This window comes from Pseudomonas sp. SLFW (genome assembly GCF_009905615.1).
GTDB classification, from domain to species: domain Bacteria; phylum Pseudomonadota; class Gammaproteobacteria; order Pseudomonadales; family Pseudomonadaceae; genus Aquipseudomonas; species Aquipseudomonas bambusae.
This window is the reverse complement of record NZ_JAAAKW010000008.1, coordinates 253,450-266,808: the sequence shown is the minus strand read 5'-3', so window position 1 is coordinate 266,808 and position 13,359 is coordinate 253,450. Positions and strand designations below refer to the sequence as shown.

Annotated in this window: 15 protein-coding genes, 1 tRNA gene and 1 pseudogene; 7 read left to right on the top strand and 10 right to left on the bottom strand. The window is 57.0% G+C overall.

Features of this window, described 5'->3' with window-relative positions:
* The 4 genes from GVN17_RS16795 to GVN17_RS16780 all read left to right on the top strand — a co-directional run.
* Nucleotides 1-289: hypothetical protein (locus GVN17_RS16795; RefSeq protein ID WP_218576257.1), on the top strand; the 289-nt coding region annotated here is incomplete at its 5' end.
* Nucleotides 290-336: 47 nt separating this feature from the next.
* Complete coding sequence (locus tag GVN17_RS16790) at nt 337-906, top strand: hypothetical protein (RefSeq protein WP_166596365.1); 570 nt, start codon at nt 337-339, stop codon at nt 904-906.
* 16 nt (nt 907-922) lie between these two features.
* A complete protein-coding gene (locus GVN17_RS16785; RefSeq protein ID WP_166596364.1) occupies nt 923-1,840 on the top strand; it encodes an N-acyl homoserine lactonase family protein in 918 nt (305 codons plus the stop codon).
* Nucleotides 1,830-2,795, top strand: coding sequence for a 3-hydroxyacyl-CoA dehydrogenase (locus tag GVN17_RS16780; RefSeq protein ID WP_166596363.1), 966 nt, complete (start codon nt 1,830-1,832; stop codon nt 2,793-2,795). The genes GVN17_RS16785 and GVN17_RS16780 overlap by 11 nt, the downstream gene beginning before the upstream one ends.
* A 42-nt stretch (nt 2,796-2,837) precedes the next feature.
* Here GVN17_RS16780 and GVN17_RS16775 read toward each other — a convergent pair whose 3' ends face one another.
* The gene (locus GVN17_RS16775) at nt 2,838-3,620 is read right to left on the bottom strand and encodes an SDR family oxidoreductase (RefSeq protein WP_218576256.1); all 783 of its coding nucleotides are present in this window, start codon (nt 3,618-3,620) and stop codon (nt 2,838-2,840) included.
* Between the two features lie 304 nt (nt 3,621-3,924).
* On the opposite strand from GVN17_RS16775, the gene GVN17_RS16770 reads away from it, so the two are divergent.
* The 3 genes from GVN17_RS16770 (at nt 3,925) to GVN17_RS29990 (ending at nt 6,671) form a co-directional block, all read left to right on the top strand.
* Nucleotides 3,925-5,022, top strand: a complete 1,098-nt coding sequence (locus GVN17_RS16770; protein ID WP_166596362.1) for a carboxynorspermidine decarboxylase — start codon at nt 3,925-3,927, stop codon at nt 5,020-5,022.
* A gap of 27 nt (nt 5,023-5,049) precedes the next feature.
* The gene (locus GVN17_RS16765) at nt 5,050-6,288 is read left to right on the top strand and encodes a saccharopine dehydrogenase family protein (protein WP_166596361.1); all 1,239 of its coding nucleotides are present in this window, start codon (nt 5,050-5,052) and stop codon (nt 6,286-6,288) included.
* A 317-nt stretch (nt 6,289-6,605) separates the two neighbouring features.
* Nucleotides 6,606-6,671: a DUF6429 family protein gene (locus GVN17_RS29990; protein WP_371928568.1), complete on the top strand. Its 66-nt coding sequence runs from the start codon at nt 6,606-6,608 to the stop codon at nt 6,669-6,671.
* 277 nt (nt 6,672-6,948) lie between these two features.
* On the opposite strand, the pseudogene GVN17_RS29715 reads toward GVN17_RS29990, so the two are convergent.
* From GVN17_RS29715 to dapA, 9 genes and pseudogenes are all read right to left on the bottom strand, one after another.
* Nucleotides 6,949-7,077 (bottom strand): annotated as a pseudogene (locus GVN17_RS29715) (toxin-antitoxin antitoxin component); the annotation flags it as partial.
* A gap of 361 nt (nt 7,078-7,438) precedes the next feature.
* The gene (locus tag GVN17_RS16760) at nt 7,439-8,020 is read right to left on the bottom strand and encodes a DUF4326 domain-containing protein (protein ID WP_166596360.1); all 582 of its coding nucleotides are present in this window, start codon (nt 8,018-8,020) and stop codon (nt 7,439-7,441) included.
* Entirely contained in the window at nt 8,017-8,460 is a 444-nt protein-coding gene (locus tag GVN17_RS16755) for a DUF488 family protein (protein WP_166596359.1), read from the bottom strand. The genes GVN17_RS16760 and GVN17_RS16755 overlap by 4 nt, the downstream gene beginning before the upstream one ends.
* Nucleotides 8,461-8,472: 12 nt before the next feature.
* A complete protein-coding gene (locus GVN17_RS16750) occupies nt 8,473-9,135 on the bottom strand; it encodes a hypothetical protein (protein ID WP_166596358.1) in 663 nt (220 codons plus the stop codon).
* 408 nt (nt 9,136-9,543) lie between these two features.
* Nucleotides 9,544-9,633: transfer RNA gene (locus GVN17_RS16745), tRNA-Ser, on the bottom strand.
* A gap of 90 nt (nt 9,634-9,723) precedes the next feature.
* Nucleotides 9,724-10,437: a phosphoribosylaminoimidazolesuccinocarboxamide synthase gene (gene purC / locus GVN17_RS16740; RefSeq protein ID WP_166596357.1), complete on the bottom strand. Its 714-nt coding sequence runs from the start codon at nt 10,435-10,437 to the stop codon at nt 9,724-9,726.
* A gap of 60 nt (nt 10,438-10,497) precedes the next feature.
* Nucleotides 10,498-11,256 carry an MBL fold metallo-hydrolase gene (locus tag GVN17_RS16735; RefSeq protein ID WP_166596356.1) on the bottom strand — a complete coding sequence of 253 codons (759 nt, stop codon included), beginning with the start codon at nt 11,254-11,256 and terminating at the stop codon, nt 10,498-10,500.
* A complete protein-coding gene (bamC, locus tag GVN17_RS16730; RefSeq protein ID WP_166596355.1) occupies nt 11,257-12,372 on the bottom strand; it encodes an outer membrane protein assembly factor BamC in 1,116 nt (371 codons plus the stop codon). It lies immediately after the preceding gene.
* 17 nt (nt 12,373-12,389) lie between these two features.
* Entirely contained in the window at nt 12,390-13,268 is an 879-nt protein-coding gene (gene dapA / locus GVN17_RS16725) for a 4-hydroxy-tetrahydrodipicolinate synthase (RefSeq protein WP_166596354.1), read from the bottom strand.
* Between the last annotated feature and the right edge of the window lie 91 nt (nt 13,269-13,359).

Genomic DNA, 13,359 nt, shown 5'->3' with positions numbered 1-13,359 from the left:
CAAAGTGACCGTGTGCAAGGGCGACAAAGTGACCCTCGAATGCAATGCGCTGGCTGAAGGCAAAGTGCCGGATTCGTTCGTGACCGAGGTGTTCGATCAAACGCTGCTGCCGGAAATTTCCTTGCAGTCCGCCACCGACGGCATCCCCACGCCGGGCGCGACCATTCAGCCGTTGCCAGAAGACGCCGCCCGCGCTGCCGCCAATGAGCCGGGCATCAACTGCGCCAAATGTGATGCGCCTCAAGGGCTGTATCACCTGACCAAAACCAAGGCGTTCGACGCGCAGTGAACGCACGCGTGCCTGAGCCTTCGGGCTCGGGCCATGGGAGGGAACACATGACATTGACGCTCAACTCGACCCGTTTCGGCCTCGCTCGACACGCCTACAAAGACGCCGAGCGCAGCAACTCGGACGCCATCGGCATCGGCGTTCGGCTGGATGAATGGGTGGCCTACTGCGCGCAGATTCGCCCGTACTTCGACCAGCTCAACGGCATCATCGGCCAGTTGGGCGGGCTGCTGATTCTGGGCCAGGCGCGAAGCTGCTTCGAAGCGTATTACAACCTGGCGTCCACGCCACTGGAGCAGATCGAGGATTGCCGTTGCAGCCTGCTAACGATTCGCCCACCCGCCATGGCCACCGAACACTACCGGCATCTGTCGAAGGCTGCCGCCCACGTGGACGACATCGCCCGCTCCCTGCGCCGAACCGTCAACAGCCCCGATCAATTGCGCGACGAAATCCCGCGCATGGTCAAAGCGCTGGAAGCGGCATGTTCGATGCTTCGGTGCGCCGCCGACCCGGAAACCCGCCTTCAAACCGTGGACTTCGCAGACGGCTGCGCCTGCTGCATTCCGCTGCAAGCCTTGAGTAACGCTGAGCAACCTCTTCCGTTCACCCCATAAAAACAACAGGTGACTTATGCCAGGCAATGCTTATTCCATCTGGGTGCTCGAATACAGCGCCGTGGAGCTTTATCCGGTCAGCGGTATCATCTTCGGCGCGCACAACCAGGGCACGCGCAAACTGCCCTACTGCTACGTGCTGATCAAAGGCCATGGCCGCACGATCATGATCGACGTCGGCTACAACAGTAAGGATTACGGCGCCTACCTTGAAAAGAAATTCGGCGTCGGCAACTGGCACTCGCCCACTGAAGTCCTCGCTCAATGCGGCGTGACGCCGGAGGAAGTGGACACGGTGATCCTCACCCACGCGCACTTCGACCACCTTGGTAACACCGACGCCTTCCCCAATGCGACCTTCTACATTCAGGAAAAAGAGCTGGCGAAGTGGATCTGGGTGATGTCACTCCCGCAAGGCCATCAGCACTGGATGATGATCGCCACCGATCCGTCTGACGTGCTGCGCGCCGTCACCCTCGCCAAGGACGGGCGCTTGCGCTGCGTGGATGGCGACATGGCCGACTTCCTGCCAGGCATCGACTTGCACGTCGCCTACGACAGCCATACGTTCGCCTCGATGTGGGTGCATGTGCGTAACGACCTGGCCCGTGAATCCCAAGACTCCTACGTGCTGGCCGGTGACCTGGTCTACAGCTACGACAACTTCCTCAAAAACGCTGAAATCGGCAACGGCGAAGTACGCGGCGAGCTGGCGATTACGCCGGTGGGCCTGGCGTCAGGGAGCCAGGAAAATCTGGTGATGGCCACCGTCGCGATGCTCAACGTCGTCGATCAGGACCCTAAACGCTTGATCCCGATCCACGAAGAACGCCTCAAGGATGTCTACCCGTCCCGCCTGACGCCTCAGGGCCTGCAGGTCACGGAGATCTGCCTGGGCGACCAACAGCTGTCAAAGGTGAACAATGAAGCATGAACTTGAAACCCTGACCCAAGGCCGTCCCGTCGCCATCGTCGGGGCCGGTCTGGTCGGTTCCGGCTGGGCACTGGTCTTCGCCCGGGCCGGATTGGCGGTACGGATCTACGACGCCAACCCGGCGATTTCCAACGCTGCCGTGCCATTGATCGAACAGCAGATCGGCGACCTCACGGCCCACGGTCTGTTGAGCGAGCCTGCCGACGCGATCCTGGCGCGGCTGACCGTTTGCGACAGCCTGGCCCACGCCGTTGAAGGCGCGATCTACGTGCAGGAATCGATCCTCGAACGCACCGACGTCAAACGCGCCCTGATGCTCGAACTGGAGGCTGTGGCGGCACCAGATCTGATCATCGGCAGCTCGACGTCAGGCATTCCTGCTTCAGCATTTGCCTTGGGCTTGAACATCACGCCGAGGGTGGTCATTGCACACCCGGTCAACCCGCCGTACCTGGTGCCCGTGGTGGAAATCGTGCCCTCCCCGGAAACCGCGCCCGAGGTCGTCGCGTTCACGGCCGCACTGATGGACGCCGTGGGCCAGAGCGTGGTGCACGTGCGCAAGGAGGTCGACGGCTTTGTGCTCAATCGCCTTCAAGCGGTGTTGCTGCGAGAAGCCTGGGCGTTGGTGGAGGATGGCGTCGCGAGTTGCGAAGACATCGACAAGACGGTGCGCGACGGCCTCGGCTGGCGGTGGTCGTTCATGGGCCCATTCGAAACGATTGACCTGAACGCCGTCGGCGGCGTGGCGGATTACGCGCAGCGACTGGGACCGCTCTATCGCGGCATCGCCGATTCGCGTACCCATGAACGGGAATGGAGCCCTGAATTGATCGCGAACATCGAAGCCCAGCGCCGCGAGTTCCTGGCACACGATCAGCTCGAAACGCGACGGGCGTGGCGTGATCGCGCGCTCATGGCGTTCAGTGCCCAGCGGCGGACGTTCGAGCGCGACTGAGGTTATCGCCACCCCTCTTTCAAATGAGGGGTGGCTCATCGGTCATTGCGCTGTCCAGCCGCCGTCCACTTTCAAGGACGTGCCGGTGACCATTCGTGCCGAAGGGCCGGCGAGGTACAGCGCCGCGCCGATCACGTCTTCCATCTTCGCCATGTGCCCCATGGGAATTTTCGAGACCAGAAACGCTTCCTTCTCGGGGGTGTCGACGATCTTGCGCACCATCGGCGTGTCCACGAATGTCGGGCACAGCGTGTTGACCCGAATGCCACGGTCCGCCAGCTCGACGGCCATGGCCTTGGTCAGCCCCTCCACCGCATGCTTGGTCATGCAATACACCGTGCGGTTCGGCGAACCGACATGGCCCATTTGCGAAGAGATGTTGATGATCACGCCGGTGTCCGGCCCGGTGTTTTCCAGCATCTTGCGCACGGCGGCCTGGGCAGTGACGAAGCAGGCACGAACGTTGAGATCAATTACCGTGTCCAGGTGCTCGTCGGTGACGTCGAGCATTGGCTCAGGGAAGTTGGTCCCGGCGTTATTCACCAGAATGTCCAGCTTGGGAAGCGCGTTGATCACCGCGCGAATCGCGGCGCGATCGGTGACGTCGCATACCACCGTCGTGACCTTCCCACCCCGTGCGCGGATGACCTCGGCGACCTGATCAAGATTGCTCTGGGTCCGGGCCACCAAGACCAGCTCAGCACCCGCAGCGCTGAACGCCAGCGCGGTCCCGGCGCCAATGCCGGTACCCGCGCCGGTGATCAAGGCGACTTTGCCGTCCAGTCGAAAGGAGGGCATGCCCAAGGTTTCGTATTCATTTGCCACAGTCTTGTCTCCGGCAGGATTTGTTTTAGGGCCAATTGCATACGTATTCAGCGCAAATCTTAAAAGAGTTTTCTGCGCTTTGACAGAGACCCATGCCTCAATTGTCATGGTTATCCGGCAGTGTGCGGCAAAGCTGACAGACCGTTGATGCCTGCTCAACTGAACACAAAATATTTCAAGAGAGCCGGAATTCGGTCACGAACGTCGCATAAAGCGGCAAAAAAACGGTTTCACCCTTTCGATCCCTTTCGAGTGAAGGCACAATCCCCGTCCTTTTTCGGCTGGCATTGCTGGAGGCCACGAAATGATCAAAACGCCGTACTACCTCATCGACAAAGAAAAGCTGCTGCGCAACATGGAAAAGATCGCGTACATGCGCGAGCAATCCGGTGCGAAAGCCCTGCTGGCACTCAAGTGTTTCGCGACCTGGTCGGTGTTCGACCTGATGCAGCAGTACATGGACGGGACCACCTCTTCTTCTCTTTATGAGCTGAAGCTGGGCCGTCAGAAGTTCGAAGGCGAGACACACGCCTACAGCGTCGCCTGGGCAGATGACGAGATTGAAGAGATGCTCGCCAACTGCGACAAGATCATCTTCAACTCCATCAGCCAGCTGGAGCGCCACGCCCCCGCCTGCGCCGAGAAGGTGCGCGGCCTGCGCGTGAACCCGCAAGTCAGCAGCTCCGATTACCTGCTGGCCGACCCTGCGCGTCCGTTCAGCCGTCTCGGCGAATGGGACCCGGAGAAAATCGAAAAAGTGATCGAGCAGATCACCGGTTTCATGTTCCACAACAACTGCGAGAACGGCGACTTCGGCCTGTTCGACCAGATGCTGTCGACCATCGAAGAACGTTTCGGCCATCTGCTGCACAAAGTGGAATGGGTCAGCCTCGGCGGCGGTATTCATTTCACCGGTGAAGGCTATCCACTCGACGCATTCTGCGCACGCCTGAAAGCGTTCTCGCAGAAATACGGCGTGCAGGTGTACCTGGAACCGGGCGAAGCGGCGATCACCCAGAGCGCCTCTCTGGAAGTGACCGTGCTCGACACCCTCTACAACGGCAAAAACCTGGCCGTGGTCGACAGCTCCATCGAAGCGCACATGCTCGATCTGCTGATCTACCGCCTCGACGCCAAGCTGGCCCCGAGCGAAGGCGACCACACCTACATGGTGTGCGGTAAATCCTGCCTGGCCGGCGATATCTTTGGCGAATACCAATTCGATCGTCCGCTGACCATCGGCGATCGGCTGTCCTTCGTGGACGCCGCGGGCTACACCATGGTCAAGAAGAACTGGTTCAACGGCCTGAAAATGCCGTCCATCGCAGTGAAACAACTCGACGGTACAGTCGAGGTGGTTCGTGAGTTTGGTTTTGACGACTACCTGTCCAGCCTCTCGTAACGCTGGCAGAAAGGAGAGAGAAATAAATTGAAGAAGAACGTTCTTATCATTGGTGCGGGAGGTGTCGCCAAGGTGGTGGCCCACAAGTGCGCGCAGCACAACGACGAACTCGGTCGTATTGCTATCGCGTCGCGTAACATCTCCAAGTGCCAGGCCATCATCGACAGCGTCAACGCCAAAGGCAGCCTCAAGCAGCCTGCGGAGATCAAGGCCTACGCCCTGAATGCGCTGGACATCGAAGCGACCAAGTCGCTGATTCTGGAAACCGAATCGCAGATCGTGATCAACGTCGGTTCCTCATTCCTCAACATGTCTGTCCTGCGTGCCTGCATCGACACCGGCGTGGCTTATCTGGACACTGCGATCCACGAAGAGCCGGGCAAAGTGTGCGAAACGCCGCCCTGGTACGGCAACTACGAGTGGAAACACCTCGAAGAGTGCCAACAGAAAAACATCACCGCCATCCTCGGCATCGGCTTCGACCCGGGCGTGGTCAACGCCTACGCAGCCCTGGCGCAGCAAGACTATTTCGACCGCATTGATTCGATCGACATCCTCGACGTCAATGCCGGCTCACATGGCAAATACTTTGCCACCAACTTCGACCCGGAAATCAACTTCCGCGAATTCACCGGACAGGTGTGGAGCTGGCAGAACAGCCAGTGGACCAGCAACGCCATGTTCGAAGTCAAACGTACGGACGACCTGCCCGTCGTCGGCGCCCAAGACCTCTACCTCACCGGCCACGATGAAGTGCACTCGATTTCGAAAAATCTCGACGTGCCCAACGTGCGTTTCTGGATGAGCTTCGGCGCCCATTACATCAATGTATTCACCGTCCTGAAAAACCTTGGCCTGCTGTCCGAACAGCCGGTCAAAACCGCTGAAGGCGTCGAAATCGTTCCGCTGAAAGTGGTCAAGGCCGTACTGCCAGACCCCGCCTCGCTGGCACCGGGTTACACCGGCAAGACCTGCATCGGCGACCTGGTCAAAGGCACCAAGGACGGCAAGGCGCGCGAAGTGTTCATCTACAACGTCGCCGACCACGAAGAAGCCTTCGTCGAAACCGACAGCCAGGGCATCTCCTACACCGCTGGCGTCCCACCGGTCGCCGCCGCCCTCCTCGTCGCCCGTGGCGAGTGGGACGTGAAGCGCATGGTCAACGTCGAAGAACTGCCTGCCAGGGCGTTCCTGAAAGCGCTGGACGTAATGGGTCTCCCGACCCGCGTCAAAGATGAGAACGGCGATCGTCCTTGGGATGAGTGAGTCGTAAGAAAAGGTGCGCCCGAGCGGGCGCACTTTGTTTTGAGCAGTGCCCCTTCCTCGCGTCGCCCCTAGCCTTTCACCTCTGCGTCGCCTGCGTCACCCATGCCTTTGCACCCAAAAAACTCTGAGGGTTTACTAAGGCAGACGCTGCTGAGAGGCCGTGCTGTGCCACCTCAGACTCAACATCATCTGCCAAGTACCATGGAGTAACGATCATGGAATACGACGACAAACTGATTGAAGACGCCGTATAGGCCTTGCTGGCCGCCGTCAGCTCCGACAAGGGCAACACGTGGAAAGGGTTCAATTTTGAAGTGATGAATCAACTGCACGAGCATGGCTTCATCAACAATCCGGTGAACAAAAACAAGTCGGTTTGGTGACCCATGAGGGATTGGAGCGCGGACGGCAGATCGCTGGGCGGTTGTTTACGGCGAAAGCTCAGGTGGATCGAGACAACGAACAAGTAGCAGACATCGATCAGCATTGACGTATGTGAACAAATGCAAGCCGAGTTGAAGACTTTGAGAATCGAAGCTGCGCCCCAACAGCGACTAATCAAGTGATGTCCGCGAGGCGGTAGCTGCTTCGCTCAAAGGTATGCGTGCGCGTCAGACGGAACGGGACTGACGAGATGGCAGCATAACCAGATCGGAGTTTTCACTTTTCAACCGCATCGCGAGCCAGCAAAAATGCACTGAAACGGACGAAATCGTCCAGATGGTCTGTGATTGCCACGGTGATGGGCAATTGAAGCGTTGGGCATTCATGAACGGCCAGGTTCCGAAAAACAATCTATCTATCCGGCTTAGACTGCTGCACACACAAATAAGATATAGTTATATACCGGCACTGAAAACGATGCAGCCTTTGCAAACAGATTTATTTCGAGCCCTTCTGTAGCTAGTGCAGGACTATGGGTAAGCGTGAACCTTACTGATCAATTTTCCATAGCGCAGATGATACGCCGTGAAGTACAGACTAAACATTGAGCGAGGTTTTTTATGGCTATATATGTGCGCTACGCGCCTGTATAAGCCACTACTGATCGGTGCGAATGGGTGATACGGGTTGACTCAAGTTAATTTGATACAACGCACTGTAGAGCGTTTAGCGGGGAATTGCTCTCATTCAGTGGGTAAGGGGTTAGTTACTTTCCATCGTCAAGAGCGTTCAGATATGACGCAATGACATCGCCATGACAGGCCGCTGGTTTGCAATGGCATGCGATAACCTTTCCCCGGACAATATCAAGATTTCGCTCCAGGTCAGATGAGGCTTTCAATAACCCATGTTCAAAGTCATATCTGAATTTTCGAATCACTTCATCGCGGTCGCCGTCAACTCCCATTTGGTAAGGATTCCCCCAGATGGTTCCTCTGCCAACGTAGACTTCGTATTTGTCGCCTCGGTCTTTGTTAACTACAATTGTTAAGTCCAACACGATGGTGCGATATGGGATACCAAGGTCAAATACTTGTTGCTTTATCTCAAAGTATGATTCCCGGTCTTCAAAGAAAACTGCGTGGGTCGAGGCTTTTATGGCTTCCTCTGGCTTTTCATATAGCTGAGCGACGATATCGTGAGAGTCACAGAATTTTGCAATATACCCGTTGGAATCTTCGCTGTATACAACGCGAAATTCTCTACTTTGCAGGATGCGACCTAGCTTCCGTTCAAATTTAGAATAGCAAAGGAATTCTGGCGGGTATATTACAAAAGCTGTTTTCAAGTTAAATGCTTCACTTCAAATTTAAGGTTCGGCCATTGCATTTGCAGGTATTCAACAACTAGCCGCCTGTGACATTGGTGGGGAAGATGCTCGCTACACAACAAGCAAGTTCCGTCCACCGATTCGGGTGTCAATATTTTTTCGATTTTCCTCTTAGCCATAAGTTCAATGAACTGGTCTGAGTATTTCTCCCACGTAATTTCCTTTTGCTGGTATGGCTTCAGCATCTGCTTGGTAGGAGCTAGGTCTGGCTCATGTCGATAGTCCACATTGCAAATTTCCGAAAGAAAGTATTTTAAATCATCTTTCTTCGCGAAACCTGCAAGCTGGGAGATATTATTCAATCTGACATCAACAAGCTGCCTGCAATTTGAAAGTTGTATTAAGGAGAAAAATTTCTCTGCTTTTTTTTCTGTTAATCCTATTGTGGATATCTTCATCTGTGGTCAGGCTCAAAATACTGCCGCAATTAGTTTGTACGCGTACCCTTCAAACGCCTCGCCCAAGCTGATTGTCAAATAATCAATCTTTGATTCGTACACACCAGCTTTATGGGTTTCAAATTTCTGTTCGAATTTAGGGTCGGTGATTCTGAATTTGTATGATTCCCCATTGTAGAGAAACTCGCCACGAACTTTAGGCTTTTTACCCTCAAGTTCTTCTATGTGAACGGCCAAATCATTTACTTTAATTAGGAAAAGAGATTCACAATGTGTGGTGAGCGTAGCCTCTAAAACCCTGTCATTTGTTCCGTTCGATGAGTCCGAACATTCATTGGACCAGAGCTGTTTTGGCGTGTCAGCAAGCTGTGCGAGGATTGACTTTTGAGCCTTAGAGGCACATCGCCACTTACTCGGTTGCAAGATGAAATGGTTTTCAGCCTGGAATCCGTCAGTTTGCTGGCCTGTGAATTGTGCCTCCACGTAATCCAGCACTACGGCGTAGTAGTCATTCGCATATTTGCGCTGCTCGTTGGTGATTGCCGAATCCTCACCCGGCGTTACGGGGCGAATCCAACCCCCAAAGCTCCCATTACTCCACTCTTTCCCTGCAACACATCTACCTTCTGGCTTACGGGAGCATGCGAGACACAGGAATGTTTTTTTATACGACATGTGGACCTTCCTTGGAGTGATACCAAACGGGTGTCATTTGTACACCTCTGGGCGCTTTGCCATCAAGCCTTGGTAGCATCAAAATTTGTAATGAATGGCACTGTCGCTCTCTTGTAGGGACGTCGCATTCCCTTTTGGATCGACTCGCATATAAACATACCCGCAAACAGTTGGGATGTAATGTAGGCAACCCGGTAGCAGAGGAATCTATAATCCTGAACGAATGCGCGAGAATGCTTTCGATACGGCTCAGACGTACGCTACGACCCGGTCGTGGTGACGTTTGAAGCAATCAAATGCAAACGCATACCTAAGCCCTAGCGTCTTCACGGCAGTGGTACAAATGAATAATGCAAACGCGCACAAAAAAGCCCCGTAACTCACTGAATTACAGGGCTTTTCAAATAATGGCGGAGAGATAGGGATTTGAACCCTAGGTACTGTCGCCAGTACAACGGATTTCGAATCCGTCCCGTTCGGCCACTCCGGCATCTCTCCAACGGCGCGCATCATAACAGCTTGTTAAAAAAACGCGAACCTTTTTCTCAAAATTTTCGCGTTTTTTCAGTCGCTTGCGGCGTTTCCGCTTTAGAGCGGGACGCCGAGGCGGTGGGCGACTTCTTCGTAGGCTTCGATGACGTCACCGAGGCCCTGGCGGAAGCGGTCCTTGTCCATTTTCTTCTTGGTGTCTTTGTCCCATAGGCGGCAGCCGTCGGGGCTGAATTCGTCACCCAGGACGATGGAGCCGTCGCTGAATACGCCGAATTCGAGTTTGAAGTCGACCAGCAGCAGGCCTGCGTCGTCGAACAGTTTGCTCAGGACGTCGTTGACCTTGAGGGACAGTTCTTTCATGCGCGCCAGCTGTTCAGCGGTGCCCCAGCCGAACGCGACGACGTGGGATTCGTTGATGAACGGGTCGCCCTTGGCGTCGTCCTTCAGGAACAGTTCGAAGGTGTACGGATTGAGCTTGATGCCCTCTTCGACGCCCAGGCGCTTGACCAGGCTGCCAGCGGCGTAGTTACGCACGACGCATTCGACCGGGATCATGTCGAGCTTCTTGACCAGCACTTCGTTGTCGGCCAGCAGTTTGTCGAACTGGGTCGGAATGCCGGCCGCTTCGAGTTTCTGCATGATGAAGGCGTTGAACTTGTTGTTCACCATGCCTTTGCGGTCGAGCTGTTCGATGCGCTTGCCGTCGAACGCCGAGGTGTCGTTGCGAAACAGCAGGATCAAGCGGTCAGCGTCGTCGGTCTTGTAAACCGATTTGGCTTTGCCGCGGTAGAGTTCTTCACGTTTTTCCATGATGGGCTCCGCTTGCGAAATACTTGGGCCAGGTGCCCATTGAGAGTGATGTACGGGACGTCAGGCGATTTCACGCCAGTCGAGCCCTGAATCCTGATCGGCCAATTGTAGCCAGTCCGGGTCGCACCCGAGGGTGTCGACGAAACATTGCCGGGCCAGCTGCGGCAGGTTGTTCTTGCTGCTCAGGTGGGCCAGCACGAGGTGTTGCAGACCTTGCCATCCGAGCTCGTTCACCAGACCCGCGGCCTGATGGTTGTTCAAATGCCCGTATTCCCCGCCGACCCGCTGTTTCAGGAAGTAGGGGTAGTGCCCGCGTGCGAGCAGGTCGCGACAGTGGTTGGACTCGATCATAAGGGCATCCAGTCCGCGATAGCTGTCGAGCACCGACGGACAGTACGACCCCAGGTCGGTCAGCAGGCCAAATCGCTTGCGCCCGTTGTTGAAGACGAACTGTGTCGGCTCCAGCGCATCATGGGCCACAGAGACCACATCGATGCTCAGGTCGCCAATCTGCACGCCCTGCCCGCCCGTCAGCCGGATACCCGCGTCAACCGGCTTGCGCATGCCGCGCAAGGTGCCGTCGCTGAGGTAGACCGGCACGTCGTAGCGCCGAGACAGCAAACCCACGCCATGCACGTGATCGGCATGTTCGTGGGTCACCAGAATGGCGCTCAACTGTTGGCCGCTGATGCCCAGCCTGTCCAGCCGACGCTCGGTTTCCCGCAGGGAGAAACCGCAATCGACCAGCACGTACGTGTCGTTGCTCGCAACCAGCGTGCCGTTACCCCGGCTGCCGCTGCCCAGAACCGCGAAACGCACTTAACCGAGGTTGTCTTGAATGACGCTCAACACGCGGCGGGCGACTTCGACCGGCGCGACGGTGTTGATGTTCTTCTCAACGGTCACTTGGACGTTGTCACCGACCTTGCTCAGGCGAACCTGATAACGGTCGGCGCGGGCTTCTTTCTGTTCCTTGGTCTCTTCGCTGCCGAACATGCGGCCGAAGAAGCCTGGCTTGTTCTCAGGCTTGTCGGCCTTTTCTGCCAGGTTGATGTAGTACAGGCCCAGGCTGCGGTTGATGTCTTCAACGCGCCAGTCACCCTGATTCAAGGCACGGCCCACGCTGGACCATGCACGATCGAGGTCGGCGCCCAGGTTCAGGACCGGGTTGCCGCTGCCGTCTTCGCTCAGGGCGACACGGCTTGGGGTGTCGTAGTCACGTGCAGCCAGCAGCGAGACCGAACCGCCCTTCTCGGCGGTGCGGGTCAGGCTGGCGAGCATGTCGTCGGTCAGGACCGAATCCAGGCCCACGTTGGTGCTGCGCGACGGGAACGCAGGGTCTTCACTGCTGCCGGCCGGGCGCTGAACGCTGACGATGTAGACTTCGCTGGTGTTGCGCTGCACGCCCGGTTCGATGCGAACGCGCACGCGGGTTTCGGTGTTGGCGCTGTCACCCGTGCCGCCCATGCGCTTGGCCACGGCAGCGGACAGTTCGTCCATGCGCTGCCAGGTGGTGTTGAATTCACCGGTTTGCGGACGATCTTCGGCGATGCGGAAACCGTTGTCTTCGAAGTACTGGTGAGCCACAGGCCAGACTTCGGCCGGGGCACGCTGGGCCAGAATCCAGCGGTTGTCGCCGCTCTTTTGCAGGGTGTAATCACCGGAATCCTGAACAGTGGACAGCGGCTGCGGACGCGGTACGTTGAACTCACCCTTCTGCGTGTCGTCGGCCACGTTACGCGGGATCGGCAGCAGAGGGTCCAGGCGTTTGGCTTCCTGGACGCCTTCCGGCAATTGCATCGGGGGTTTCTGGGTCGCTTCCAGGTAATCGCTGCTGCGATCACGGAAGTACCCGTCCTGGCCAAACAGCCAGCTGCAACCGCTGGTGCTGGAGATAATCAGGGCTAGTGCGGAAAGTCCGGCCAGTCGCTTCATTGCGTAGTGCTTCCTCATTAAACCAATACGCCGGACTGGCGCAGGGCCTGACGTACCGGCTCGTGGCAGGACTCGCTGAGCCAGGTGAGCGGCAGACGGATACCGTCCGGCATCAAACCCATTTCGTGCAGAGCCCATTTCACAGGGATAGGGTTCGATTCGATGAACAGGGTCTTGTTCAGCGGCATCAGTTTTTCGTGGAGCGCGCGGGCGGTGGTGGCGTCACCGGCGATAGCGGCCTTGCACAAGTCGGCCATGTCGCGCGGGGCGACGTTGGCGGTCACGGAGATGTTGCCCTTGCCGCCGAGCAGGATCAGCTCGACTGCGGTGGCGTCGTCGCCCGAGTAGACCAGGAAGTCGCTGTCGACACCGGCGAGGATATCCTTGGCGCGCTGCATGTCGCCCGTGGCTTCCTTGATGGCGATGATGTTCTTGACCTTGGACAGACGGATCACGGTCTCGGCCTTCATGTCGCAGGAAGTGCGACCTGGCACGTTGTAGAGGATCTGCGGGATGTCCACGGCTTCGGCGATGTGCTTGAAGTGCTGGTACAGGCCTTCCTGGGTCGGCTTGTTGTAGTACGGCGTCACCAGCAGGCAGGCGTCGGCGCCAGCGTCCTTGGCGTTCTGGGTCAGCTCGACCGCTTCACGGGTGGAATTGGCGCCCGTGCCAGCGATGACCGGGATACGGCCCGCGACCTGTTTGACGACGTGACGGATCACTTCAATATGCTCGTTGACGTCGAGCGTCGCGGATTCACCTGTCGTGCCGACGGCCACAATGGCGTTGGTGCCCTCTTTCAGGTGAAAGTCCACCAGTTTGCTCAGGCTGTCCCAGTCAAGACGCCCCTGTGCATCCATAGGTGTGACCAGTGCCACCATACTGCCCGCAATCATGCAAACCGCTCCTGCCGGAAAAAGAGAGCGGTAATGGTACTGGCGCCATGATCCTTGCACAAGGCGAGCATTCCCCTGAGCGACGGTTTTC